We start from the raw sequence: 22,812 nt of genomic DNA on the forward strand, positions 1-22,812 counted from the left end.
TCAGCCTCCCTGCTGGTCGCGGTAGAACTGCCGCTCGGCCGGGGTGGTGAGCGGGCTGTCCTGGACGGCCCGGTAGATCCCGCCGTGGCGCGTCCGGGCGTTGGAGGCCAAGGCCTTGACGGCCTCCGCGCCGCGCTTGGCGTGACGCTCGGCCAGCTCCGCGTCGACGCGAAGCTTCTGGGCCTGCTCGGCCAGGCGCCGCAGCTTGTTGACCAGGGCGACACCGCCCCGCACGGTCTTCGCCTCCTCGGCGAGGCGCTGGGCGCGCAGCGCGTGGGCGACGGCGTGCTCACGGGCGGTCTTGCTGTCCTCCGCGACCCGGGCGAGCACCGAGACCTTGGCTTCCATGCGCTTCTCGAACTGGAACAACGTGCGTACCTCACCCCGGGAAAGGCGAATGCCGTTGAAGTCGACCGCGTGCGGAGTGACCTCCCGGACCGTCACCGGCTCCGCCGACGGCCGCCCGCCGGGCGCGGTTTGAGGCGGCACGTTCGAGCGGGCAGGCGCCGGGGCCGGGGCCCCGCCGGGCGGGTTCTTGGCCAGGTCCGCGGTCGACTTGCGGACCGGCCGCATCGTCGGGGCGGGAATCCTGGGTCGGCGCGGCCGGCGGGGCGGCGTGAGGGCATGCCCCAGGGCGGTGGCCGCGGCGGCGGCCTCCGTCGGCGACACGGGGGGCTTCGCCGGCGGGTTCGCGGTGGATCCGCCGGCCGGGACCATTCCTCCGGCGGCGGTGTTCGGTTCGTTCATCGTCGTCCTTCCGTCCCGCGTGGCGGGACCGTTCACAGAGACGGGGTCCGCCTTCGCCGCGGCGCTCGCCTGCACGCCCGCACCTGCGGGCGCGGGCGGCACCGCGGGCGGGGTCTTCGAACCGCCCTTGGCCCCGGGCGGCCGGTCCGGCGGCGGGGGCGGAGTCTTGGCCGGCTCACGGCGGGACCCGTCCGCACCGGCGGGGCGGGTCCTGCCGAACTTGCTGTCCAGGCCGCCCTTGTCCTTCATGCCGCCCGCACCCAGGAACGGCTTCGGGGCACCCTTCGGAGCGTCCGCGGGCTTCGGCCCGGGCTTCCTGTCGCCCGCGCCGTCCCGGGCGGGGTCCTTGCGGTTCGCCTTGGGCTTGCCGCGCTCGGCCTTGCCTTCCGGGCCGGCGGGCGCGGTCTTGCCGGGCGGGTTGTCCGGGCGGGGGGCCTTCGGGGTCTTCGTCCCGCCGGCGGGCGGGGTGTCGGGCTTGGGGTTGCTGCCCCCGGTCTTGGCGGGGGTGTCCTTCGAGACGGAGGCCTTGGAGGACTTGGTGTCGCGGTGGTCCTTGTCGTCGCTGCCAGTCCGGGCCGACTTGTCGTCCTTGGCGGCCTTGGTGTCGGAGGTCTTGCGGTCCGCGCTGTCGCGGCTGTCCTTGCCCGTCCGCGACGCCGAGGAGGTGTCGGCTTTGCTGGTCTTCGTGTCCGCGGACTTGGCGTCGGTGTCGGCCTTGCTGCGGTGGTCGCGGTTGGCGTGGTTCTTCGCGTCCGTGGCGTCGTTCTTCTTGACGTCGCGCTGGTCACGGCCCTGGTGCTGGTGCTGGCTGGTCTTGTTGTTCAGGTCCGCGGTCTTGGCGTCGCGCTGGGAGTGGTGCTGGGCGGAGTGCTCGTGCTTGGCCTGGCGGTCGGCCTTGTTGGTGTTCGTGGTGGTGGTCGAGTTCCCGGAGACCCGGTTCTCGGTGATGCTGTGCTGGCGCTTGATGTTGGTGGTGGTGCCGGTGCGCTTCAGCCGCTCCGCGAGTGCCCGCACCAGGGCCGCGATGGCCCCGTCCCGCTCGCCGCCCTGTGCGGCATTCTGAGCGGCGCCGTCACGGCCCGCGGTGGTGTCGGGCCCGCCCTTGCGGTCGGGGCGGTCGGGGGTCTGGGCGAGGGTGGTCGTGGTGCCCAGCGGTTCGTCGGGGCGGGCCGGCGCGACCGGGGCGAGGATCTGAGCGAGCGCCCCGGGCGGGGCGGGGGCGACGGTGCCCGGCCCCTTCGTGGCCCCCTCCGGAGAAGCCGGGGCGGGTTCCACGGTCGGCGGGGCGGGCGGGTGCGGCGGGGGGAGCGGGACGCCGGAAGCGGCGGTGGCGGTCATCGCGATTCCTCACTCTCTGCGACCTCCCACCCACCCCCCACCCGACGCGAAACACACCTCCCACCCACCTATGCGGGCGGGAAGAGCGCTTCTCCGGATGGGGGGTGGGTGGGGGGAGGTCACAATCGGTTACGGACGGGAGAACTTCCGCTTCACCCAGCCGACGGCCACCGCCGACCCGGCGACGCCGAGCACGACCAGGCCGACGCCCGCGTTCGGGCCGTCGCCGCCGTCGTCGGAGGCGACGTTGCGGGAGGTGTTGACCATCCCCGGCGCGTCCCCCGCCGGGAAGGCCTTGCCGCAGTCCGCGATGGCGCCGTAGCCGCCACCGACCTTGGCCACGCACGCCTGGACCGCCTCCCGGCGGGCCTTCTGCGCCGGGGTCTCCTGCTCGCCGGTCTTCGCCAGGTCGGCGGCCTGCTTCTGCTTCTCCAGCTCCAGGCGGGAGTTGTCGAGGGCGATCTGGGCCTTGCGGACGTCCGCCTCGGCCGAGGCGGAGGCGTAGTTGGAGTAGGCCACCATCCCGGCCGCGGCCAGGACCACCGCGCCGGCGCCGATACCGGCCAGGACGCGAGGGGGCAGCTTCGCGTTCGGGGCGTAGGCGCCGTGTAGCGGCGGCGTCTTCCACGACGGGACGGAGGTGATGTCGTAGGCGGGGTCGTTGTAGACCGAGTCACGGTCGGCCATGGTGACGTGCTCCTCTTCTTGGACCAGGCGGGGAAGGGGTGGAGTTCGTGCGGGTCAGAGCCGGTAGGGCTCCAGCGAGAAGAACAGGACGTTGCCGCGGCCCAGCTCCGGCCGCTGCTCGGTCAGCCAGTCCCGGATGTCCAGGTAGGCGCGCTCGCGGTTGCCGCCGGGGGCGGCGGTGATGCTGCCGTTGTGGGTGACGACGGCGTAGCCGTTGTGCACCGGGTACTGCAGGGTGATCAGCCAGGTGTGGGTGGGCTCGGTGGCCGGGGCGGTGGTGGTGTCGGACACGGTTCCTCCGGTCAGGCGGCGGCCGACGTGTAGTCGGCGCAGGTCAGGCAGGTGTCGAGGTGCGCGGGGAGCGCGTAGCCGACGTCCTGCCCGCAGGCGGGGCAGGTGCGGCGGGCGGCGTTGGCCTTGGCGAGGGCAGCGGCCTTCGCGGGGGTCATCGGCCGTACGGGCCGGGCCAGCGCGAGGCGGTAGAGGTAGGCGGGGCGGGTGCCGCCGTAGCGGGAGCGCCACATGATCTGAGCCACCGGGTCCTGGCCGCCGGGGCGCAGGCCCTTGGCGCGGAGCTGGCGGCGGGTGAAGAGGCCACGCGGCGCCATGCGCCACGGGAAAGTGGGCGTTCCGCCGTGACGGACGCCGGTGGGGTCCCAGTGGCGGGGGCGGCTCACCGCTCCGCGTCCGTGGCGGACTTGGGCAGGTCGAAGTAGCCGACCAGCGTGAGCGGCGTGCCGACGTAGGTGGTGGTGACGCTGAGCCAGGCGAAGGCGCCAGTGGTGGAGAGGTCGACGTCGGCCGTGTCGAGGTCGAGGGCCTGGCGCCACTGCTCGAAGTCGGCGAGGGCGGCGTCGCGGTGGAAGCCGAGGGTCAGTCCCCAGGTGAGAACCAGCGTGCCCGAGGCGTCGCGCTCGTCGGTGACGACGCGCTCGCTGATGATCCTCGGCGCGGGCAGGTCACGGTGGGCGGTGAAGAGCGCAAGCAGGGCGCCGGCCGCGTTGATCTGGGCGCCGGCCGTGGTGGTGTCGGTGGTGGTGGTCATGATGCCTGCTCCTCGACGCGGGGGGCGGTGGTCTCTTCGGTGGTGGCCGGGACGGCGTGCAAGGCGGGACGCTCGGTGGCGCGCAGTTCCTGGTAGCGGGCGGCGACCCATCCGGCGGACCAGCCGGTCAGCTCGACCGCCCGGCGCTGCGGGACGCCGGCCACCACGCAGGTCTGGATCTTCAGGCGGGCCTCGTCCTCGGGCAGGCGCTCGTCCACGGCCGGGGCGGACAGGAGGTCCTGCCGCAGCCTCTCGATCTCGCGCTCGGCGTTCTGCTCACGGTCACGCTCACGGCGCTCACGCTCGCTCGCCTCGCGCTCACGGCGCTCATGCTCACGACGTTCGGCGTCCGCGCGAAGCCGGTGTTCCTCGCGCTGGGCGTCCTCGCGGCGGGCCCGCTCCGTGCGCTCCTCGCGGGCCATGCGCTCCTCGTGCTCACGCTGCTCGCGGGTCATCCGCTCGTCGTGCTCACGGCGCTCACGCTCGGCGCGGTCAGCCCGGTCGTACTCGGCCATCCGGTCCTCGCGGTCCTGCCGGCGGCGCGCCTCGGCGCGGCGTTCCCGCTCGGCCCGCTCATCGCGCTCACGGGCCTCACGGGCGGCCAGCGCTGCGGCGATTGCCTTCCGGTAGGCGAGTGAGGTCTCCGCCGTGACGATCAGCAACAGCGGCGCCACCGCGTGGACCGCCACCCCGACCTTGTCGCGGTCCAGGGCGGACTGACCCACGTTGAGCAGCACCGTCATGAGGCCGGTCATCCAGCGCAGCACGACGGGCCAGCGGCCGCCGTCGCCGCCGAGGCGGGTGAGCGTGCTGTCCATGCGGACCACGATCACCACCGCCGCGTCCACGACCAGCGGCAGGATCGGGGCCGTCCACCCCCAGCCATCCGGGGTGTGTCGGGACATGAGCGGGGTGACCGTGAGCATGCTGTAGAGGACGGCGCCGAGCGTGATCGTCCACGTTCCCACGGCCAACGCCCGCTCCGCCGAACGGATCTGTTCCTGGCTCATCGGCGCCTTCACCGCGACCACCGTCGGGTGCGCGGTGAGCGCGTCGTGAGCGTGGTGAGCGTCGGGGCGTTCATCACTGAGCACCGCCGGCGGCGTGGCGCTCACGGGCGGCGGCCCGGCGGCGACGCTGGTCCAGCGCGGCGCGCTCGGCGGCGGTCAGCCCACCGAAGATGCCGTGCTTCTCGTGCCGCTCCAGGGCCAGTTCCAGGCACATCGTACGGACCGGGCACCCGGCGCAGACCATCTTGGAGCGGCGCTCCGCCCACTCGGCGGCCGCGGCCCCGATCTCCTCGGGGTCCGGGTAGAACAGCTCGGTGTCGACGTCGGCGCAGGCCGCGCCACGCAGGTCGCCGTCCCCGTCCGGGCGGTACTCGGCAAGCACGGTGACCGCCGGGCGGGCCATCAGGTGCGGGGTGCGGGTCGCACCGGCGAGGAGGAAGTGGAGCTCGGTCATCACGCGGCCGCCTTCCAGGTCAGCACCCGGCGGCGCTCGGCGGTGCGCATCAGGGCGGACGCGAACCGGGCGGCCGGCCCGTCCAGGTCCCGCAGGACCGCCCGGGCGACGTCGAGCCGGACGATCCGGTCCTCGTCGGAGATGTCGGCGCTGCCGTCGAACAGCTCGGTGTCGATGCCGAAGCCGAAGTCGGCGCCGGTCCCGAAGGCCAGTTCCGCGAACTCCTCGGGAGTGGCGGCCTCCTGGCCTGCAACAATCAGTTTCATGGGTTCACCTCGTCCAATCGGGGGGTGAGCCCGCAGGGCCGCCGCGCGATCCTTGGCCGGGAGCGCGGCGGCCCGACTCATGCGGGCTGAGCTTCTCGTCGTTCACGAGCAGCCGCGGAACCCGACGCAGGCCCGCCGCAACTGGGCGGCCGGCGCGCGCCGGGGACCGTGATCGCTGGTAAGGCGACCGGAAGCGGTGAGCCCCGCCCGCTGATCAGCGGCGGGGCTGGATACAGATCCGGGGCATGCCCATGGCGGGCTCCTCAGGTCGAAGCCCCGGTGGGGCCGCGGGTCGTGGGGTTGCCCGTCCTACGGGCGTCAGGTCTCTCGGGCCTGGTCCGGTGCTTCATCTCTGCTCAGCACAAGCAGGGCGGCGCACCCAGAACGGGGTGCTGCGTGGCTCGCTGCCGCCGACGACATCACCCGGTCGCCTCGGGGGCGGTCTGTCTCATCCCGCCACGTGCGTTGGGACTCCGCTGTACTCCCGGTGTTGCCATCCAGCCGTACGAATCGGCCTGGTCAGCGTCCCGTTCGGCCCCACACCCCCGAAGGGGTGGCATGCCACTGCCTAGGGGGAGGGCATCGCTGCCCTCGCGTCGGTCCCGCACGATCACTGTTCAGTTCTCAAGGGGCTGCGCTTCCCTGGCCGACCCTGACGAGCCGACTTCCGGGCGCAATTGCCCAGCTCAGAGCAGCCCAAAGAAGGGCCTCAAGAGCTGGTGGTAGTTGCAGCGGGCCCGCTGGTTCGTAGGCCCGTTCTGCTGCGACAAGCCTGCTCCGACGCACAGCGCCAGACCAATGACGGCCTGTCATATGAGGCTTTCCGCCGAGGCGTTGCCCTCACAATCAACATGGTGCACCTAGTGCGCCAAGTTGGCAAGCGCTTCGCCGCTGCGTCGCTGCGGCACACTGGTGCACTAAGTGCGATACGTCGACTGGAGGATCACTGGTGACCGAGTTCCAAGGCGCGCCGGCCTATCTCCAGCTAGCCGATGACCTGCGGGAACAGATCCGCAGCGGCAAGCTGGCCGCAGGCACCGCACTGTCGTCAACGCAGAAGCTCATGGACAGCCACGGCGTGTCGAGCACCGTCGTGAAGAACGCCGTGTCCCTGCTTCGCACAGAGGGCTACGTGATCGGACACCAGGGCAAGGGCGTGTTCGTCCAGTTCCCGCCGCGGTTGGCCGGGCATTCCCGGGGGGCCGCTGACTGGGCTGTTCCGGTGCTGCAAGCCAGCCAGGCAATCGAACACGCTCTCCGCGAGTTGGCTCACGGCGAGGGGGAGGGTGCAGATGCCGAAGCGGCTCTCCAGCGCTGGCGGGACGCGTTCGATTCGCTTCCTGACAGCGTGAAGAGCCGCTTGGCGGAGTAGGTCAGAGGCCGTCGTGGCTGGTCGCCGCCCACCCGTCTCGGATCAGGTCGTGGAGTCCGGACCGTTCAGGCTTCCACCCGAACTCCGTCGTGATCCGGGTGAGGTCGGCGACCAGTCGGGGCGGTTCCGGCTGCGGAGGGCGGTGAACGACCGGCACCGGTCGCCCAGTCACCTGCTCCACGGCATCGACGATCTCGCGCATGCTCGCCGGAGTTGCGCCCACGTTGTAGGCCCGGTGCGCGAACTCCCCTGCGTGCAATGCCAAAACGTACGCGCGGGCCAGGTCATCCACGTGGACGAAGTCCCGGACGGCGCTGCCGTCGCCGTTCATCTCCAGGTGCGGGTGGCGGCCGGCTGCCACGGCGAGCGCCTTCGGGATGATCCGGGATTCGTCGGAGTCCCCCACCCCGCCGACCGAGCCTGCGATGTTGAAGCACCGCAGGCTCACCGCCCGAACGGTGCCGCGCTCGCCTTCGCGCTTGAGCAGTTCGTCCGCGGCAAGCTTCGAGACACCGTACGGGTTGCTCGGGGCGGGAACGACGTCCTCGCCGATCGGTTGCTGCTCCGGGGCACCGTAGATCGCGGCCGTCGAGCCGAGGACAACCACAGGACGCTCCGTGGCAGCCCGACCGGGCAGCGCGGCCAGCAGGGCTGCGGTTCCGTTGACGTTGACGTCGTGGTACTCGTCGGGCATCTCGAAGGACTCGCGCACCCTCGTGAGCGCAGCCAGGTGGCAGACGGCGTGCACACCGCGCACGGCCGATGCAACGGCTTGCTCGTCGCGGATGTCGCCGTGGACCACGTCGACGACCGGCAGCTCAGGGAGCGGGGCACCCGGGGGTCGATGGGTCAGGGCAACCACCTCGTGGCCCGCCTCGGCAAGTCGCCGGACAACCGCGTTGCCGACGTAGCCGAAAGCACCCGTCACGAGTACGCGCACGGAGTTCCTCCTCAGTTCAGGATCAGTCCGCGATGCTGCCACGCCAGGTCGAGGCACGCGGCGGCGGCAGACGCGAGCGGTTCATTCTCCAGCAGGTGGCGAATGTTGGCCTCAGTGAAGTCGATCCCGCCGGCCTTGCCCGTGCCGGTGATGACGTTGCCCTCCGTGTTGCGGGAGACCATGCCGGAGAAGACTGAGTCGTAGACATCGGCCTCGATCACCACGGCGCTGAGGATCTCGCCCGCCAGCGTGAGCGGGTCCAAGCCGATCCCGAAGCAGTACGGCCGAATCTTGCCCGCGCGCCGGGCCTCGTTGAGCGTGCGGAACGGCTCGACCCCGTCGTAGTCGATGGGCTCGCCGCTGCTGCCGTCGGCCTCCGGGTCGCCCAGGAACTCCTCCGCGTACTCGCGGAGCACGTTGCGCCAGAGGTCGAAGTCGTTCGACTGGTCCCACGGCATCACCGAGGACGGCTGGAACACGCCCGCGGGCATGATGTGGTACGTCCCGCCGGCCAGCGCCACGTTGCTCGCCGCACGGTGGTGCAGTGGGAACGACGCCGTCCCGTCCGGAGCGAGCCGGATGGTCAGGGTGTCGATGGACGGCAGCAGCGGACGCCGACCGAGGTCGAACGGGTCGCCGACCAGCGCGCGAAACGGGAGCGCATCCCAGTTCGGCTCCCCGATCCATGCGGGGTCGCTGCCGGTCGCCAGCCACGCTCCCGCCAGCTCGTGGGCCACCCCCTCGCAGACGTCTGCCATGTCGAAGTAGGTCGTGTAGCCGAACGACAGCTTGGGTCGGCCGTCAATCTGGGTGACGTCGAGCAGCCGGAAGCTCGGCCGGTTCACGAACAGCGACGGCCGGTCGACCATGCGGATGGCCTGCGAGTACCGGGCGAATCGCCCGCCGGTCGCGGCCAAGGGCCGGACGCCCTCGGACTCCGGCTCGGCGCCCACGATCTCCGGCGGAACCGTCTGCGGCAACCACGTGAGGTTGATGTCGCCGAAGTCCAAGGGTTCCGGCCACATCCAACCGGCCGTCGTGAGCACCGGGCTGTTCCCCGCGCGGCCCACGTCCGGGTACAGCCGGGCGGCGGCGCTGGTGAGTTCGCTCCGGTGCCGGTTCAGGTCCCGGCGGGTCATCCGCCAACGACGCTGTTCCTCGGCGGCATCCTGCGGATCCGCCTCGCCGCTGGAGGCCGAGACGACGGTCGGCTCGACGGTCGGCAACAGGCCCAACTCATCCTCCGGTAGCCCCAGTACCTGGGCCAGGCGCCGAAGCTCGTCCATGTCCTTGATCACGCGCTTCCCGCGCTCCAACAGCGAGACGTACGACTGGTCGTAGCCCAGCAGGTCGGCGAGATCCTGCTGCTTCAGCTTGTGGAGCGCGCGGTAGGCCTTCAGGACGTCTCCGAGGTTGGACCCGTCCGGCGGCGCGGTGCGCTCCGCCGGGGCGGGGAGCCAGCTGACCGGCTTGGCCGCCGGGGTGGCCTGCGCAACTGCGGCGGCTGGCCCGATCGCGCGACGGCACGGGCTGCACACGGTGTCGGTGTTGCCGCGGCTCAGCTTGGCTCCGCACCGAGCGCAGACGGCAGGCGTCTTGGCCGTGGTGGTCATGAGGCATCTGTCCCTTCAGGGGTTCGACCCACGCCAGAAGCATTCAACTTCATCGATGTCCCGTGGGTGAGGCGTTCGATCAAGAGACCCCTTCCGGCCCATGCCGTCCATCAGCGATCGCCCTGCGACAGCAAGACCGCACACGGACTGAGCTCAAGGGGTCGGCCTGGCTGGCCCTACGGGGAGTGACGCTTCCCCTCCACAGCGCGGCCGCCTACTCGACCCAGCGGGCCATCGGTGACACTCCGTGCCCACAGGCTCTGTGGACAGAGCATGTGGATATCGAGCAGACAGCTGTGGATAGCGCAGGTCAGCCCTTGTGGACGCAACATCTAGTGGCCCTGTGGACAAGTAGGCCCAACATCTGGTGCCGGTATGTCGTTGCAGAGTGTCAGTTGAGGGTGCTTCACTTAAGTTGCTCAAAGTGAGCAGGCCCCAACCTCGGGGTCGACAGAAAGTCGTGCCCACCGAGATGTTGGGGCCCAATGCGTTGGTCGCGCCGTTGGACCCTACCCCGCCGTAGCCCTGCTACCAAGGGGGCATCCGCCGTACGTGGTGCACGCGTCAGAAGGGATAGCCCATGGCCGGCAGGCCCAAAACCGCGCACGTGACGCAGCGTCCGGACGGCACGTGGCAGGCGAAGTACGAGGGCGCCGCGCGCGCGATCGCCGTCACCTCTACCCAGGCGGAGGCCGATCAGCGAGCCGCCGCCGCCGTTCGCAACGCCGGCGGAGGCGAGGTTGTCCGCCACCGCCGGGACGGCACGATCGGCGACAAGCGCACGATCAAGCCCGGCAACGACCCGTTCCCCCCGAAGGGCTGATCGCCATGGCCAAGTACAAGATCAACCCCGGGTACGACGACGTCCGGACCGTGGAGGCGCAGACCTACCAGGTGGTGGACGACTTCATCCACTTCCTGGACCACCGCGGAGACCTGGTGCTTACCGTCCGCGCCGCGCACGTCTTCGTGATCGAGCGGGAGTGACGCGGTCCGTGGTTGGCGCCTCCCGGGAGAATCTCGGGAGAAGATCTTGAGGCCGATGCACCTCCGACCCGATCGAGACCTCCGTAAGCCGCCCCTCTGACCTGCGCGAATAGCAGCTTCTGCAGGTCAGTAGGCGGCCCGGACCTCATTCGGGACGAAGAGGCCGTGGGTTCAAATCCCGCCACCCCGACCCAGTGCAGAGGGCCTGCCGGAGAAATCCGGCAGGCCCTCTGTCGTTGTGTATGCCCGGCTGAGTGACTGAGCCTCAGCGGAGCCCCCGCCGACGACCCCTCCGCGGCTGTGACGCGGCACGCTCGGCCCACTCGGCACCCGATCGGACCACTGCTCCCGTCGCGATCGCCCGCACCGCCGACACCGGGCTGAACCCCGGCGGGCGAGCCGGGCTCAGAGGGTGGTGGGGAGTTCGGTGCGGGAGGTGATGTCGAGCTTCGGGTAGGCCTTGTAGAGGTGGTGGGCGACGGTGCGGGGGCTGAGGAAGAGCTGGGCGGCGATGTCGCGGTTGGTGAGGCCCCGGGCGGCGAGGCGGGCGATCTGGAGTTCCTGGGGGGTGAGGGAGGAGTGGGGGGAGGGGGCGGTGCCGGAGGGGGTGGGGGCGGGGGTGCCGGTGGCGGAGAGTTCGGTGCGGGCGCGGGCGGCCCAGGGGTGGGCGGCGAGGCGGTCGAAGGTTTCCAGGGCGGCGCGCAGGTGGGGGCGGGCGTCGGTGCGGCGGCGGGTGCGGCGCAGCCATTCGCCGTAGAGGAGGGCGGTGCGGGCCTGTTCGAAGGGGCGGTGGCCGGGTTCGTGCAGGTCGAGGGCGGCACGGTAGGCGGCTTCGGCGAGTTCGTCGGGGCCGAGCAGGGCTTGGCAGCGCAGGCGGAGGGCTTCGGCCCAGGGGCGGTCGGCGGCGGCGGCCCAGCGGGCGAAGCGCTCGTAGGGTTCGGCGGCGCGGTCGGGGGTGCCGAGGCGGACGGCGGCTTCGACGAGGTCGGGGACGGCGCGGGTGGCGCTGACGTGGTGCCGGTGCGGGCCGGTGGTGAGGGTGTGCAGGCGGTCGGCGGCGTCGCCGGCGCGGCCCTGGCCGAGGTCGAGCAGGGCGAGTGCCCAGTGCGCCCAGGGGAGGCCGGCGGCGGTGGCGGCGGTCTGCGGGCCGGTGGTGGCGAGGGCGGTGGCGGCGAGTTCGGCGCACCGGTCGGTGCGGCCGTCGAGTGCGGCCACGTAGGCGAGCAGCGCGGTGAGTTGGCTGACCCACTGGTGCTGGCCGGTGTCGCGGGCCAGTGCGAGGGCCTCGGTGGCGGTGAGTTCGGCGTCGCGGTGGCGGCCGTGGAAGAGCTCGGCTTCGGCGAGGAAGAACTGCAGGGTGGGCATCACGCCGACGGTGCCCTTGGCGCGGGCTTCGGCGACGAGTTCGCCGCCGAGTTCGGCGGTTTCCTCGTCGCGGCCGAGGATGAGGGTGGCACCGCACAGCTGGACCAGGTCGCCCGGGCTCTCGGCACCGGCCCGGCGGGCGGCGTCGGCGGTCTCCCGGACGGGCGGCAGCGGTGCGGCGGGCCGGCCGAGGGCGGGGAGGACGGCGGCGGGCAGGTGGCGGGCGAGCGGGGCGAGGGGGTCGCCGTCGGCCAGCGGGAGGGCGGCGAGGCGGTCGAGGACGGCGATCACCGGTTCCTCGCCCGCGTACCAGGCGGTGTGGAAGGCCTGGAACAGCATCCGGGCGGCGTACGAGGGGTCGATGCCGGTGCCGGCGGCGTCGAGCAGCAGCCGGTAGGCGGTCGGGTAGGAGCCGCGCCAGAAGTGCGCGGTGGCCCGGACCTGGTCGAGCAGGGCGTGCGCCAGGGCGTCGTCGGTACGGGCCGCGGCCTCGTCGGCGAGCGTCTCGGCGCGGACCAACTCGCCTTCCTCGGTGGCGGCTTCGGCGGCCAGGACGAGCCGGCGGGTGGCGGCGTCGCGGTCGGGGGTGAGCCGGGCGGCGCGCTCGTACGCGGCGGCGCCGCCGTGGCCGCCGTGGCGTTCGGCGCGGACGGCGGCGCGTTCGAGCGCGTCGGCGAGGTCGGTGTCGGGGGCGGTGGCGGCGAGGGCGAGGTGCCAGGTGCGGCGGTCGCCGTCGGGCAGCACCGCGGCCACGGCCCGGTGGACGGCCAGCTTCTGGTGGTGCGGTGCCCGTTGCAGGATGGCGGAGCGCAGCAACGGGTGCCGGAAGGTGATCCGGCGGTCGACGGTGACGGTCACCAGGCCCGATTCCTCGGCGGGGGCGAGGTGTTCGGCGGTGACGCCGAGCGTGGCCGCCGCGGGCAGGACGACGTCGAGTTCGCCGCGCTCCTCGGCGGCGGCGACCAGGAGCAGCGTCTGGGTGGCCGCGGGCAGGCCGGTGACCTGGCCGTGGAAGGCGATCAGCAGTCTGCTGGTGAGCGGCAGGCCGCCGGGGGCGTGTGCCTGCGGCCCGGCGGCGACGGGGAGTTCGGTGAGCGCGAGCGGGTTGCCGGCGGCTTCGGCGAGCAGCCGGTCGCGGACGGCGGCGGGCAGCTCGGGGCCGGTCCGCCGGGCCAGCAGCCGGGTGGCGTCGGCCTCGGCGAGGGCGGTCACCTCCAGCTCGGGGAGGCCGAGTCCGCGCTCGGGCGACGCACCCGCTGACGCGCCCACACCGGGGCCACCGCCGGGGCCGCCGCCGGTACGGGAGGCGAGCAGCAGGGCCACCCCTTCGGCCTGGAGGCGCCGGGCGGCCAGCAGCAGCGCGTCCAGCGAGGCCCGGTCCAGCCACTGCACGTCGTCCAGGACGCACAACAGCGGCTGATCGGCGGCGAGTTCGGCGAGCAGGGCGAGCGTGGCGAGCCCGACCAGCAGCCGGTCACCACTGCCCCCCTCGCCGCCGGACGGGCCGCCGTCGGCCAGCCCGAACGCCGCCTCCAGGGCGCGTCGCTGCGGCCCCGGCAGGGCGTCCAGCCGGTCCAGGCCGGGCGCGAGCAGCAGGCTCAGCCCGGCGTACGGCAGCTCGGCCTCGTACTCGACGCCCGCCGCCCGGATCACCCGGAACGTCTCCCCCGCCCGCGCGACGGCGTCGTCCAGCAGGGCGGTCTTGCCGATGCCGGCCTCGCCCCGGAGCAGCAGGACGCCGCTGCGGCCGGCCCGCGCCGCGTCCAACAGCCTGTCCACGGCGGCCTGTTCGTTGTCCCTCCCGTACAGCATGCCCCGACCCTACCCACCCGGCCCCCGCCCACCCCAGCGGGAAACCCCGACCGTACGGGTGGCGGCGCCTCGGCCACCCGGGTGGCGGCGCCCCGCCCGTACCTACGTACCCCCATGCCTATACGTGACGGATTCGCCGCCGCCCGCCCGTCCCTACCGTGGTGAGCACCGGGAACGACCGGGACAACAACCCACTGGAACACGGGAGATGACGATGACCGAGATCACCACCGCCGCCCTGCAGCAGCTCGCCGAGCGCTACATCGCGGTGTGGAACGAGACCGACCCGGCGGCCCGCCGGAAGCTGATCGACGAGGCGTGGGCCGAGGACGGCCGCTACACCGACCCGCTGGCCTCCGTGGTCGGCCGGGACGCGATCGACGCGCTGATCGGCGCGGCCCAGGCCCAGTTCCCGGGGCTGGAGTTCACCCTCGGCCCGGTGGACGCGCACCACGACATCGCCCGCTTCACCTGGAACCTCGGCCCGGCCGGCGCGGAGCCGGTGGTGATCGGCTTCGACGTGCTGACGGCCACGCCGGAGGGGCGGATCGGCGCGGTGTACGGCTTCCTGGACCTCGTGCCGGGCGCCTGAGCCCTGCGCCGCCGACCAGGCACCCGGGGGCGGGCCGCTTCCCGGCCCGCCCCACTCCCGCCCGTCCCCTCCCCACCCCCGCCCGTCGCCCGGGCACCCGACCGCCCTGAGGAGAGCCCGAGATGAGCACCGCCCTGAACGCCCGGCGGCCGACACCAACGCCGGCCCCGGCCCCATCCGCCGCTTCCGGAAGGACGGCGCCTGCCCCCAGGGGCCTGCTGCCGGTCGTCCTGACCGCCACCTTCATGACCGCCCTCGACGTCTTCGTCGTCAACGTCGCCCTCCCCTCCCTCCAGGGCGACCTCGGCGCCGGCCCGGCCGCCGTCCAGTGGGTGATGGCCGGCTTCAGCCTGGCCCTCGCGGCCGGCCTGGTCACCGCCGGCCGCCTGGGTGACCGCTACGGCCGCCGCCGGGTGTTCGGCCTCGGCCTGGCCCTGTTCACCCTCGCCTCCGCCGGGTGCGGCCTGGCTCCCACCGCCGCCACGCTGGTCGGCGCCCGGGTGGTGCAGGGGCTGGCGGCGGCGCTGATGGGCCCGCAGGTGCTGGCGATCCTGCGGACGGCGTTCGGCGGCACGGAGCAGGCGCGGGCCTTCGCCCGGTACGGGCTGACGATGGGCGTGGGCGCGGTGTTCGGCCAGCTGATCGGCGGACTGCTGATCCGGGCGGACCTGTTCGGCCTCGGCTGGCGCAGCTGCTTCCTGATCAACCTGCCGATCGGCCTGGCCGCCCTCGCGATGGTCCGCCGCTGCCTGCCGGAGTCCCGCGCCCCGCGGCGGCCCGGTCTGGACCCGGTCGGCGTGCTGCTGGTCACGACCGGGCTGACCGCCCTGGTGCTGCCGCTGATCCAGGGCCCCCAACTGGGCTGGCCGCTGTGGACGGTGTGCTGCCTCGGCGCCGCGGCCGTCCTGCTCGCCGCCTTCGCCGTACACCAGCACCGTGCCACCCACGCCACGCTCGACACCACCGCCAGCACCGCCAGCACCGCCACCGCCACCGCCACCCCGCTGATCGACACCCGCCTCTTCCGCGACCGCGCCTTCAGCGCCGGTGTGCTCGCCCAACTCGCCTTCTGGCTCGGCCAGGGCTCCTTCTTCCTGGTGCTCGCCCTGCACCTGCAGTTCGGCCGCGGCCTGGACGCGCTGGGCGCCGGGCTGGTCTTCACCGCGATCGGCCTCGGCTACCTGATCACCTCCAACACCACCCACCGGGTCACCGCCCGGCTCGGCGGTCGTCGCACGATCACGGCCGGCGGGCTGCTGATGGCCGCCGGACTGGTCCTGCTCGCCGTCGCCGCGTTCGACGCCGCGGACGGCAGCGTCTGGTGGCTGGCCCCCGGGCTGTTCGTCGACGGCCTCGGCATGGGCCTGGTGATCGCCCCGGTCACCTCGGTCGTCCTGGCGGGCGTCGAGCCGCGGCTGGCCGGCTCCGCCGCCGGGGTGGTGTCCACCGTGCAGCAGGTCGGCGGGGCGCTCGGGATCGCGCTGATCGGCCTGGTGTACTACGGCGCCGACGGCCCGACCGCCGCCTTCGGCCACAGCGTCCTGGTACTGGCGGCCCTGGAGCTGGTGCTCGTGGCCCTGGTCCGGTTGCTGCCCCGCACCGGCTGACCCTCCCAACAGGGGCCGACCCTCCGAGCAGGGGCCGACCTCCCAACAGGGGCCGACCCTCCGGGCAAGGTCCGATCGAACACGAACCGACCCACCACGGACCGGCTCGCCCCCTCTGCGCACACCCCCGAACACCCCCGAACCACCGGGCGGGTGGCCTCAGGCCCACCCGCCCGTTCCCTTCCCTCCCCCCGATCGGGTTGGATGGCCGGATGAGCGAGGAGAAGAGCGCCGTACCGGCGTGGGAGCAGCGGTTCAGGGCGGCCAGGGTGTGGCTGCCCGACTGGGCCGAGGACGCCCCCGACCGGGCGCTGTACGTGTCCAACGCGACCGGCACCTACGAGGTCTACGCCTGGGACCGCGCCACCGGCGCCCACCGCCAGGTCACCGACCGTCCGAACGGCACGACCGACGCCGAGCTGTCCCCTGACGGCGCCTGGATCTGGTGGTTCGACGACCACGACGGCGACGAGTTCGGTGTCTGGCGCCGTCAGCCGTTCGCGGGCGGCCCGGACGAGGAGGCCGTGCCCGGCCTCGCCCCCTCCTACTCGGCCGGTCTGGCCCTGGGCCGCGACGGCACCGTGGTCGTCGGCCGCTCGACCGACGAGGACGGCACCACCCTGCACCTGCGCCGCCCCGGCGACGCCGAGCCGGTCGAGATCTACCGGCACGCGGAGTACGGCGGCGTCGGCGACCTCAGCCACGACGGCACCCTGCTCGCCGTCGACCACACCGAGCACGGCGACGCGATGCACTCCGCGATCCGGATCGTGCGCATCCCGGCCGCCGGGACCGCCCACAGCGGCACCGCCGCGATCGGCACGCCCGGCACCGTCACCGTCGAGACCGTCGCCGAGCTGGACGAGGTCACCGGCCGGGACGAGCCGCGCGGCGTCGCCTGCCTCGGCTTCGCCCCGGTCGAGGGCGACACCCGGCTGCTGGTCGCCCACCAGCGCACCGGCCGCTGGGAGCCGATGATCTGGGACGTCGTCACCGGCGCCGAGACCGCGCTGACGCTGCGCGACGAGCAGGGCCGCGAGCTGCCCGGCGACGTCTCCGCGCAGTGGCGCCCGGGCGCCGAGGCCCTGCTGGTCGAGCACGAGTACGAGGCGCGCAGCGAGCTGTTCTCGTACTCCCTGGCCGACGGCCGGCTGACCCGCCTGGAGACCCCGCGCGGCACGGTCAGCGGCGCCACCGCCCGTCCGGACGGCACCGTCGAGTACCTGTGGTCCTCCGCCGCCGAGCCGGCCGCGGTCCGCTCCACCGCCGGGACGGTCGTGCTGCGGGCGCCCGGCCCGGTGCCGCCGGGTTCGGTGCCCGTCGAGGACGTCTGGGTGGACGGGCCCGGCGGGCGGGTGCACGCCCTCGTGCAGCGGCCGCCGGGGAGCTCCCCCGAGGACGGCCCGTTCCCGACCCTGTTCGAGGTCCACGGCGGCCCGACCCACCACGACAGCGACTCCTTCGCCGCCGGCCCGGCCGCCTGGCTGGACCACGGCTTCGCGGTGGTCCGGGTCAACTACCGCGGCTCGACCGGCTACGGCCAGGCCTGGACCGACGCCCTGCACGAGCGGGTCGGCCTGATCGAGCTGGAGGACATCGCGGCGGTGCGGGAGTGGGCGGTCGCCAGCGGCCTCGCCGACCCGCGCCGGCTGGTGCTCACCGGCGGCAGCTGGGGCGGCTACCTGACCCTGCTCGGCCTCGGCGTGCAGCCAGACGCCTGGGCGCTCGGCGTCGCCGCCGTACCGGTCGCGGACTACCACACCGCGTACGCCGACGAGATGGAGGCGCTCAAGTCGCTGGACCGCACGCTCTTCGGCGGCACCCCGGAGGAGGTCCCGGACCGTTTCACCGCCTCCTCGCCGCTGACCTACGTCGACCGCGTGCGGGTGCCGGTGTACATCAGCGCCGGGGTCAACGACCCGCGCTGCCCGATCCGGCAGATCGAGAACTACGTCGAGCGGCTGGAGCAGCTCGGCAAGCCGCACGAGGTGTACCGGTACGACGCCGGGCACGGGTCGCTGGTCGTGGAGGAGCGGATCAAGCAGCTGCGGCTGGAGCTCGACTTCGTCCGGCGGCACCTGGACGGGGCCTCCGACGGGACCGCGGCCGGCACCGTCGGCGACGGGAACGGGAACGGGGAGTCCGAGTGAGACGGGTGCTGATGCTCGCGGGCGCGGTGGTGGCCGGGGCCCTGGTGCTCACCGGCTGCTCCGGCTCGCACGGCGACAACGCCTCCTGCCCGCCCCCGGCGGGCCCGCCGGCACCGACCCCGACGGCCGCCAAGCCGGCCGTACCGGGCGCGCCCACCAGCGCCCCGGCGGTCCCCGCGGTCCCGCTCGCCACAGCCACCCGGGCGAGCGCGGTCCAGCCGGGCGCCGACAGGCAGGCCGGCGCCTCGGTCGTGCCGGCGGCGTACGAGCCGACGGACGGGGACGGCACCGTCCAGCTCGCCAAGGGCTCGAAGGGGTCGAGCGGTTCGAAGGGCTCGTCGGGATCATCCGGTTCATCGGGCTCGTCCGGCTCGAAGGGCTCCGGGTCCAAGGGCTCGAAGACCGGCCGCACCGTGCACCACCACATCGACCACTACGACTCGGACGACCGCAACGGCAGCGGCAGTCACAGCCACTGTTCCGGCGACCCGACACCGGCGCCCGCCGGTTCGACGCCGCCGGCCCAGCCGCCGGTCCCGACCTCGACGCTGCCGGTCCCGACGCCGACGCCGCCGGCCCAGCCGCCGGTCAAGCCGACCGCCGGGGCGCCGGTTCCGGGCCCGGTGCCGACCAAGCGCTGAGACGACCCAAGCCCCGTCGATCGCCCGTCGGTCAGTCCAGGACCGGGTCCAGTCCCAGGGCCCGGTCCTGCTCCGCCTCCGCCTCGCGGCGCACCAGGCGGAACCACATGAAGACGACGAAGCCCCCGAAGACGAACCACTCCAGGGTGTAGCCCAGGTTCTGGAAGGCGCGCAGGGTCAGCCCGTCCCCGCCCTGCGGCTGCACGGTCGGTACGGAGGTCAGCCCGGCGGGCGCGTCGTCGGCGGCGACCCAGCCGTCGTACCAGCCGTCGTACTCCAGCACGTTCAGCAGCGAGGCCCGGTTGATCATGCCGAGCTGCCCGGCCGGCAGCCCGCCGGCCACCGCGCCGTTGGTGCCCACGGCCTCGTTGGCCTGCAGCCGCCCGGTGACCGTCACCTGCCCCTCCGGCACGAGCCCGCCGGGCACCGGACCGGCGGCCGTCCCCGCGGGCGCCCCGGGCACCCAGCCGCGTACGACGGCGACGGCGTGCCCGTCGGCGGTGCGCAGCGGGGTGAGCACGTAGTAGCCCTGCTTGCCGTCCACGATCCGGTTGGGCACCAGGAGCTGGTGCTCGGTGTCGTAGCTGCCGGTCACCGTGACGGGCTTGCCGACCGTCTCGGTGGTCACCTGCGGGGTCGCCGGGCCGAGCAGCGCGTCGATCGGCTGGAGGTCACCCGAAGCGGTGATCGCCTTCTGGGTCTCCTGGTGCGTGGACACCCGGTCCTCGAACCGGCCGAGCTGCCAGGAGCCCAGCCACATGCACACCGCCACGGCCGCCACGGCCACAGCGGTGCCGCTCAGCCAGCGCGGAGTCAGGAGGAACCGGTACACACCCCCCACGGTAACCATTCCTCACACCCGCCCGATCCCCAGGGGCCGGTACCGGGCCCTGAGCGCGCCGAGGACGGCCCCCCTCACCGAATCGGGTTCGCCCTCACCCCGCCGAGGGTGAACCCGACGGCTGCGGCGCCGAACCGCCGCCCACCGCCTGCACCCCGCCCCGGTACAGCGTCCCGCTGCACGTCACCGGCAGGGTCGCGGTGGCCGCCGTGGGGCTGCCGGGGGCGGGGGTGTGGGCGATGGTGGCGGTGGGTGGCGGGGTGGTGGGGCTGGCGGTCGGGGTGGCGGTGGGACTGGGGGCCGAGGTGGGGCCCGCCGAGGGCGACGAGGTGGCCTGGGCGTTGGCGCTGGGGGCTCCGGCGGCGCCGGAGGCCGGGACGCCCGAGGCCGCGGGGGCCTGGGAGGTCAGGGAGACCTGGTTGGGGCCGGTCGGCGCGCTGGTGGGGCCGCCGGTGCCGGTGCAGCTCTGGTCGGGGACCCAGGCGAACGACACCCGGTACCCGGCCAGTGGTGCGAGTACCGGCGGCTCCGCGTCCATCGCGGTCAGGCCGCCGGCCGGGTCGCCCGGGGCGTGGTCGGCGGTGCGGACCCGGTTGCGGTCGCCGCCGCTGACCCCGGTGACGGCCACCGCGCCCGGGCCGCCGACGCGGCAGCTGTGCCCGGAGAGGTTGTAGACGGTGAACGAGCCGTAGATGCGTCCGGTCGCGTCGGCCGTGCCGACCTTGGCGATGCCGTCGCCGAGGTCGGTCCGGGTGCAGAGCGGGATGATGCCGCCGTCGCCGGTTCCGGAGGTCCCGGTGGGTGCGACGGTGCCGTCGGCGCGGGTGGTCCCGCCGCCGGGGGTGTGCGGGGTGGTGGACGGACCGGCGGTCGGCGAGGTCTCCGCGGTGCCGCTCTGGCCCACGGGCGGGGCGCTGCCGGGGCCGCTGGTGCCGATGGCGGTGCCGCTGGGGGCCGTGGCGGCGGGGCTCTTGGCGGCGGCCGAGCCGGGGCCGCCGGAGAGTCCGAGGTGCTCCCCCTCGTGCAGCACCGGGAGGACGACGGCGACGGCCAGCGCGAGTGCGGCGGCGCCGGTCCAGGCTCCGCGCCGGGCGGCGCGCCGGCGGGGTACGGCCCGCCGGATCCGGGGCAGTCCGCCGGGTGTGGGCTGGATCCCGGCGACGGCGTGGTGCATGAGCTCCCGGACGACCCGTTCGTCGGTCGTCAGCGTGGAGAGCCCGGAGAGCTCCGAGGCATCCGAAGCGTCCGGGGCGGCCGAGGTCTCGGAGACGTCCGGTGCTCCCGGCCGCGGGGGGCCGCCGCCCGGAGCACCGCCCGGAACGCCGTCCGGGCCCCGCCGTCCGAAGGCGTCAGCCTCAGCCTCAGCCATGACCGGCCTCCATCTGGGTGCGGAGGGCGGCGAGTCCGCGCGATCCGTAGGCCTTCACCGAGCCGAGCGAGATGCCGAGGGTCTCGGCGACCTGCGCCTCCGTCATGTCCACGAAGTAACGCAGCACCAGAACCTCCCGCTGACGGCGTTGCAGACCACGCAGCGCGGCCTTCAACTGGTCGCGCTCCAGGGCATCGTAGGCACCTTCTTCTGCACTGGCCATGTCAGGCATGGGCTTCTGCAGCAGTCTGAGCCCGAGGATCCGTCGGCGCAGCGTGGAGCGGGACAGGTTGACGACCGTCTGCCGCAGGTAGGCCAGGGTCTTCTCGGGCTCGCGCACCCGGCGCCGGGCGGCGTGCACCCGGATGAACGCCTCCTGCACGACGTCCTCGCAGGTCGACAGGTCGTCCAGGAGCAGCGCGGCGAGCCGCAGCAGCGAGCGGTAGTGCGCCTGGTAGGTCTCGGTGAGCAGGTCCTCGCTGGTACCCGCGTCGGTACCGGCGCCGGAGTCCGCCGTACCGGGTGCGGCCGCCGTCATCTGGTCGTCTTCCGGCCTACTCGCAGGCCACGGGGCGCGCGAGGGGAACGACACCGCGGCTCTCGCCGGGATGCCCGCCCTTGCCCCCACCATCACGTTCGCCACGCCCGTTGGACACTCGATCCCCTGTCATGGTTGCCCAGCCCGGGGACCATTCTTCCGTATGGGCGGAAGAGGCCTCCAGGGGATTCCCCCGGGATTCCGGACAGATTGTGTCGAGGAGCGGACACAGGTATGGACACAGGTGCGGACACAACCGGGCAGATCGGAACGGAAGCCGGGGCCGCGGGCGCCGCCGAACCGTCATCAGCACCGCCATCAGCACCGTCTTACCACGGACATCGCCGGCCCTACCGGACCGTCAGCTCACCCGCCACCAGCTCCGCGATCTGCAGCAGGTTGAGCGCCGCCCCCTTGCGCAGGTTGTCCCCGCACAGGAACAGGTCCAGCGCCTCCGGTTCGTCCAGGGCCCGGCGCACCCGCCCGACCCAGACCGGGTCGGTGCCGACCACGTCGTTCGGGGTCGGGAACTCGCCCGCCGCCGGATCGTCGTAGAGGACCACGCCGGGCGCGTCCCGCAGGATGTCCTGCGCGTGCTCCTGGGTGACCTCGCGCTCGAAGCGCGCGTGCACGGCCAGCGCGTGGGTGCGGACGACCGGGATGTGGACGCAGGTCGCGGAGACCTTCAGGGCGGGCAGGCCCAGGATCTTGCGGGACTCGTCCCGGATGCCCAGCTCCTCGGCGGCCCAGCCGCCCTCGCGCAGCCCGCCGGTCCAGGGCACGGCGTTGAACGCGAGCGGGGCCGCGAACGGACCGTGGTCGGCGATCACCGCGCGCAGGTCGCCGGTCTGCCGGCCGACCTCGGTGCCGGCCACCAGCGCGGTCTGCTCCCGCAGCGCCGCCTCACCGTCGCGGCCCTCGCCGCCGGCGGCCTGGTAGGAGGCGACCACGAGCTGGGCCAGCCCGTACTCGGCGTGCAGCGCGCCGAGTGCCGCGATCATCGCGAGGGTGGTGCTGGCCGGGCTGGCGACGATGCCGCGCGGGCGGATCCGCAGCGCGGCCGCGTTGACCTCGGGGACGACCAGCGGCACGTCCTCGGTGGTGCGGAAGGCGGCCGAGTCGTCGACCACCACGACGCCCTTGGCCGCCGCGATCGGCGCCCACTGGGCGGAGACCTCGTCGGGGACGGCGAACACGGCGACGTCGATCCCCGTGAACGCCTCCTCGGAGAGCGGGAGGACTTCGACGGCCTCGCCGCGCACGACCGGCTTGCGGCCGGCCGAGCGCGGGGAGGCGACGAGCCGGACCTCGCCCCAGACGTCCTGACGGAGCGAGAGCAGGCCGAGCAGCACCTCGCCGACCGCGCCGGTGGCGCCGACGACGGCGAGGTTCGGGCGCCGGGTCACCGCCCGGTCTCCCGGGTCATCCGCCCCGTCTC

General features: G+C 73.7%; 22 protein-coding genes. 7 read left to right on the plus strand and 15 right to left on the minus strand.

What is annotated here, in order from left to right:
- The 8 genes from IE332_RS00790 to IE332_RS00825 form a co-directional block, all read right to left on the minus strand.
- Entirely contained in the window at positions 1-2,085 is a 2,085-nt protein-coding gene (locus IE332_RS00790; RefSeq protein ID WP_189913083.1) for a hypothetical protein, read from the minus strand.
- A 129-nt stretch (positions 2,086-2,214) separates the two neighbouring features.
- Entirely contained in the window at positions 2,215-2,772 is a 558-nt protein-coding gene (locus IE332_RS00795; RefSeq protein WP_189913084.1) for a hypothetical protein, read from the minus strand.
- A gap of 54 nt (positions 2,773-2,826) precedes the next feature.
- Complete coding sequence (locus IE332_RS00800; RefSeq protein ID WP_189913085.1) at positions 2,827-3,063, minus strand: hypothetical protein; 237 nt, start codon at positions 3,061-3,063, stop codon at positions 2,827-2,829.
- Between the two features lie 11 nt (positions 3,064-3,074).
- Positions 3,075-3,449 carry an RRQRL motif-containing zinc-binding protein gene (locus tag IE332_RS00805; RefSeq protein WP_189913086.1) on the minus strand — a complete coding sequence of 125 codons (375 nt, stop codon included), beginning with the start codon at positions 3,447-3,449 and terminating at the stop codon, positions 3,075-3,077.
- A complete protein-coding gene (locus IE332_RS00810) occupies positions 3,446-3,817 on the minus strand; it encodes a hypothetical protein (protein WP_189913087.1) in 372 nt (123 codons plus the stop codon). The genes IE332_RS00805 and IE332_RS00810 overlap by 4 nt, the downstream gene beginning before the upstream one ends.
- The gene (locus tag IE332_RS00815; protein WP_229928188.1) at positions 3,814-4,827 is read right to left on the minus strand and encodes a DUF2637 domain-containing protein; all 1,014 of its coding nucleotides are present in this window, start codon (positions 4,825-4,827) and stop codon (positions 3,814-3,816) included. The genes IE332_RS00810 and IE332_RS00815 overlap by 4 nt, the downstream gene beginning before the upstream one ends.
- 73 nt (positions 4,828-4,900) lie before the next feature.
- Entirely contained in the window at positions 4,901-5,281 is a 381-nt protein-coding gene (locus IE332_RS00820; protein ID WP_229928189.1) for a WhiB family transcriptional regulator, read from the minus strand.
- Positions 5,281-5,547: a hypothetical protein gene (locus IE332_RS00825; RefSeq protein ID WP_189913088.1), complete on the minus strand. Its 267-nt coding sequence runs from the start codon at positions 5,545-5,547 to the stop codon at positions 5,281-5,283. Before IE332_RS00825 ends, IE332_RS00820 begins: the two co-directional genes overlap by 1 nt.
- Positions 5,548-6,496: 949 nt before the next feature.
- Here IE332_RS00825 and IE332_RS00830 point away from each other — a divergent pair.
- Positions 6,497-6,919, plus strand: a complete 423-nt coding sequence (locus IE332_RS00830) for a winged helix-turn-helix domain-containing protein (RefSeq protein WP_229928190.1) — start codon at positions 6,497-6,499, stop codon at positions 6,917-6,919.
- Position 6,920: 1 nt separating this feature from the next.
- On the opposite strand, the gene IE332_RS00835 is transcribed toward IE332_RS00830, so the two are convergent.
- Both IE332_RS00835 and IE332_RS00840 read right to left on the minus strand, forming a co-directional pair.
- Positions 6,921-7,859: an NAD-dependent epimerase/dehydratase family protein gene (locus IE332_RS00835; protein WP_189913089.1), complete on the minus strand. Its 939-nt coding sequence runs from the start codon at positions 7,857-7,859 to the stop codon at positions 6,921-6,923.
- Between the two features lie 11 nt (positions 7,860-7,870).
- The gene (locus IE332_RS00840) at positions 7,871-9,472 is read right to left on the minus strand and encodes a helix-turn-helix domain-containing protein (protein WP_189913090.1); all 1,602 of its coding nucleotides are present in this window, start codon (positions 9,470-9,472) and stop codon (positions 7,871-7,873) included.
- A 580-nt stretch (positions 9,473-10,052) separates the two neighbouring features.
- Between IE332_RS00840 and IE332_RS00845 the strand changes: the two genes are divergently transcribed.
- Complete coding sequence (locus tag IE332_RS00845) at positions 10,053-10,295, plus strand: DUF2188 domain-containing protein (RefSeq protein WP_189913091.1); 243 nt, start codon at positions 10,053-10,055, stop codon at positions 10,293-10,295.
- Between the two features lie 5 nt (positions 10,296-10,300).
- Positions 10,301-10,459 carry a hypothetical protein gene (locus IE332_RS00850; RefSeq protein WP_189913092.1) on the plus strand — a complete coding sequence of 53 codons (159 nt, stop codon included), beginning with the start codon at positions 10,301-10,303 and terminating at the stop codon, positions 10,457-10,459.
- 405 nt (positions 10,460-10,864) lie between these two features.
- On the opposite strand, the gene IE332_RS41725 is transcribed toward IE332_RS00850, so the two are convergent.
- Positions 10,865-13,636, minus strand: coding sequence for an ATP-binding protein (locus IE332_RS41725; protein ID WP_189913093.1), 2,772 nt, complete (start codon positions 13,634-13,636; stop codon positions 10,865-10,867).
- Between the two features lie 214 nt (positions 13,637-13,850).
- On the opposite strand from IE332_RS41725, the gene IE332_RS00860 reads away from it, so the two are divergent.
- The 4 genes from IE332_RS00860 (at position 13,851) to IE332_RS00875 (ending at position 18,626) form a co-directional block, all read left to right on the plus strand.
- A complete protein-coding gene (locus tag IE332_RS00860; RefSeq protein WP_189913094.1) occupies positions 13,851-14,228 on the plus strand; it encodes a nuclear transport factor 2 family protein in 378 nt (125 codons plus the stop codon).
- Positions 14,229-14,350: 122 nt separating this feature from the next.
- Positions 14,351-15,835: an MFS transporter gene (locus tag IE332_RS00865; RefSeq protein ID WP_189913095.1), complete on the plus strand. Its 1,485-nt coding sequence runs from the start codon at positions 14,351-14,353 to the stop codon at positions 15,833-15,835.
- A gap of 212 nt (positions 15,836-16,047) precedes the next feature.
- On the plus strand, positions 16,048-17,985 hold the full coding sequence (locus IE332_RS00870) for a S9 family peptidase (protein ID WP_189913096.1): 1,938 nt from the start codon (positions 16,048-16,050) through the stop codon (positions 17,983-17,985).
- The gene (locus IE332_RS00875; RefSeq protein WP_189913097.1) at positions 17,982-18,626 is read left to right on the plus strand and encodes a hypothetical protein; all 645 of its coding nucleotides are present in this window, start codon (positions 17,982-17,984) and stop codon (positions 18,624-18,626) included. Before IE332_RS00870 ends, IE332_RS00875 begins: the two co-directional genes overlap by 4 nt.
- Before the next feature lie 31 nt (positions 18,627-18,657).
- Here the strand turns inward: IE332_RS00875 and IE332_RS00880 are convergent, their stop codons facing one another.
- The 4 genes from IE332_RS00880 to IE332_RS00895 form a co-directional block, all read right to left on the minus strand.
- Positions 18,658-19,458 (minus strand): SURF1 family protein, encoded by an 801-nt coding sequence (locus tag IE332_RS00880; protein ID WP_189913098.1) that lies wholly within the window; start codon positions 19,456-19,458, stop codon positions 18,658-18,660.
- Between the two features lie 103 nt (positions 19,459-19,561).
- The gene (locus tag IE332_RS00885) at positions 19,562-20,836 is read right to left on the minus strand and encodes a hypothetical protein (protein WP_189913099.1); all 1,275 of its coding nucleotides are present in this window, start codon (positions 20,834-20,836) and stop codon (positions 19,562-19,564) included.
- Positions 20,829-21,374 (minus strand): SigE family RNA polymerase sigma factor, encoded by a 546-nt coding sequence (locus IE332_RS00890; protein ID WP_229928191.1) that lies wholly within the window; start codon positions 21,372-21,374, stop codon positions 20,829-20,831. The genes IE332_RS00885 and IE332_RS00890 overlap by 8 nt, the downstream gene beginning before the upstream one ends.
- A 350-nt stretch (positions 21,375-21,724) precedes the next feature.
- Positions 21,725-22,780 (minus strand): aspartate-semialdehyde dehydrogenase, encoded by a 1,056-nt coding sequence (locus tag IE332_RS00895; RefSeq protein WP_189913101.1) that lies wholly within the window; start codon positions 22,778-22,780, stop codon positions 21,725-21,727.
- Positions 22,781-22,812: the final 32 nt, after the last annotated feature.

The organism is Kitasatospora xanthocidica, from assembly GCF_014656195.1.
Taxonomy (GTDB): Bacteria; Actinomycetota; Actinomycetes; order Streptomycetales; family Streptomycetaceae; genus Kitasatospora; species Kitasatospora xanthocidica.

What these genes read in the sequence shown, in the direction of transcription:
- IE332_RS00790 (WP_189913083.1), bottom strand. Translation starts at nt 2,085, where the DNA reads ATGACCGCCACCGCCGCTTCCGGCGTCCCGCTCCCCCCGCCGCACCCG.
- IE332_RS00795 (WP_189913084.1), bottom strand. Translation starts at nt 2,772, where the DNA reads ATGGCCGACCGTGACTCGGTCTACAACGACCCCGCCTACGACATCACC.
- IE332_RS00810 (WP_189913087.1), bottom strand. Translation starts at nt 3,817, where the DNA reads ATGACCACCACCACCGACACCACCACGGCCGGCGCCCAGATCAACGCG.
- IE332_RS00815 (WP_229928188.1), bottom strand. Translation starts at nt 4,827, where the DNA reads ATGAGCCAGGAACAGATCCGTTCGGCGGAGCGGGCGTTGGCCGTGGGA.
- IE332_RS00820 (WP_229928189.1), bottom strand. Translation starts at nt 5,281, where the DNA reads ATGACCGAGCTCCACTTCCTCCTCGCCGGTGCGACCCGCACCCCGCAC.
- IE332_RS00825 (WP_189913088.1), bottom strand. Translation starts at nt 5,547, where the DNA reads ATGAAACTGATTGTTGCAGGCCAGGAGGCCGCCACTCCCGAGGAGTTC.
- IE332_RS00840 (WP_189913090.1), bottom strand. Translation starts at nt 9,472, where the DNA reads ATGACCACCACGGCCAAGACGCCTGCCGTCTGCGCTCGGTGCGGAGCC.
- IE332_RS00845 (WP_189913091.1), top strand. Translation starts at nt 10,053, where the DNA reads ATGGCCGGCAGGCCCAAAACCGCGCACGTGACGCAGCGTCCGGACGGC.
- IE332_RS00850 (WP_189913092.1), top strand. Translation starts at nt 10,301, where the DNA reads ATGGCCAAGTACAAGATCAACCCCGGGTACGACGACGTCCGGACCGTG.
- IE332_RS41725 (WP_189913093.1), bottom strand. Translation starts at nt 13,636, where the DNA reads ATGCTGTACGGGAGGGACAACGAACAGGCCGCCGTGGACAGGCTGTTG.
- IE332_RS00860 (WP_189913094.1), top strand. Translation starts at nt 13,851, where the DNA reads ATGACCGAGATCACCACCGCCGCCCTGCAGCAGCTCGCCGAGCGCTAC.
- IE332_RS00865 (WP_189913095.1), top strand. Translation starts at nt 14,351, where the DNA reads ATGAGCACCGCCCTGAACGCCCGGCGGCCGACACCAACGCCGGCCCCG.
- IE332_RS00870 (WP_189913096.1), top strand. Translation starts at nt 16,048, where the DNA reads ATGAGCGAGGAGAAGAGCGCCGTACCGGCGTGGGAGCAGCGGTTCAGG.
- IE332_RS00885 (WP_189913099.1), bottom strand. Translation starts at nt 20,836, where the DNA reads ATGGCTGAGGCTGAGGCTGACGCCTTCGGACGGCGGGGCCCGGACGGC.
- IE332_RS00890 (WP_229928191.1), bottom strand. Translation starts at nt 21,374, where the DNA reads ATGACGGCGGCCGCACCCGGTACGGCGGACTCCGGCGCCGGTACCGAC.